Genomic DNA, 1,314 nt, shown 5'->3' on the forward strand with positions numbered 1-1,314 from the left:
TGATCTGCCCCCCGTTTTACCGGATGGATTTAAGCGGTTGCAGAAACCAGTGCGCGATGCTCGCGCGGCGAACGCATTTTGAGCCCTGAATGGGGGTGGTTGTCGTTGTAGTCTTCGATCCATCCGGCGAGCGATGTCAACGCGGTAAGGGCATCGGGCAGCGGCGAGACGCGGACGTAATCGCGTTTGAGGGTATGCACGAAGGCCTCGGAGATGCCGTTGGACTGCGGGCTGCGAACAGGCGTGAAGCAGGGTTTGAGCCCGAGCTGCCGGGCAAAGGTCCGTGTTTCGCGGGCGCTATAGGCCGAGCCGTTGTCGGACAGGATCTCGACCGGAATGGCGGCGCGTATTGCGCCGAAGCGGGTTTCCACGGCTTCCAGCATGATGTCGCGCACGTCCGAGCCGCTGATGCCGGCATTGGCGACCGCGCGCCAGGCGATGATCTCGCGGTCGTGGGCATCGATGATGAAAGCGCCGCGCACGACCTCGCCGTTCCAGCAGGTGAACTCGAAGCCATCCGAGCACCAGCGCAGGTTCGAGCGGATCGCCACCACGACGCCGTCATGCCCGTAGTCGGGCCGCTCGGTGTAGCGCCGTGCCAGCAGCAGGCGATCCGTCGCCATGATGCGATAGACCCGTTTGTGGTTGGCCGGCGCCAGCCCTTCAGCGCGGAGCTGTCGATTGAGGACCGCCGCGATGCGGCGGTAGCCGTATGTTGGCCGCTGCGCGGCGATCTGGCGGATACGGGGCAGCAGATCCGCATCCTCGGCCTTCGCGTACGCCCCGCGAGCCTTGGTGCTGCCGGTCAGGCGGTCGTACACCGTCGAACGCCCGACCCCGAGCGTGCTGGCAACCAGGCTCACCGGATAGTCTCCGGCAACGGCGAGTGCATGAGCAAGCTCGCTTTTTTTGGGCGCGAGCGCTCCAGCGCCTCCTTCAGGATCTCGACCTCCAGCGTCTTGCGGCCAAGGTGGCGCTCCAGTTCGCGAATGCGGGTCTCCATTTCGCGGACCTGCCGGTTGCTCGTCACGTCATCGTCGCCGGCGACCGCGATGCTCCCGCCTTCCAGCATCAACCGCCGCCAGCGATACAGCAGGTTCGGCGCCACGCCATTGCGGCGCGCCACGACCGAGATACTCTCGCGACCATCGAGCGTCTCCTCGACGATCCTCAGCTTCTCAGGCGTGCTCCAGTGACGGCGACGACCGCCGTCGGTGATGATCTCGGACACGGACATAAGCCTATGCTCAGGGGATAGCCCCAAGCCTCCTTCTTAGGCTTAAATCCGTCCGGTCAAAACGGGGGCCAGCTCAG

General features: G+C 65.0%; 1 protein-coding gene. It reads right to left on the reverse strand.

The annotated features are described in order from the left end of the window. Positions 1-29 precede the first annotated feature (29 nt). Positions 30-1,237, reverse strand: a protein-coding gene (locus tag ACLBWH_RS18410; RefSeq protein ID WP_447800341.1) for an IS3 family transposase whose coding sequence is annotated in 2 segments (ribosomal slippage) — positions 30-913 and positions 913-1,237 — 1,209 coding nt in all. Because the reading frame shifts where the segments join, the coding sequence is not laid out codon by codon here. Positions 1,238-1,314 lie beyond the last annotated feature (77 nt).

The sequence above is a fragment of the Sphingomonas sp. M6A6_1c genome (assembly GCF_053345135.1).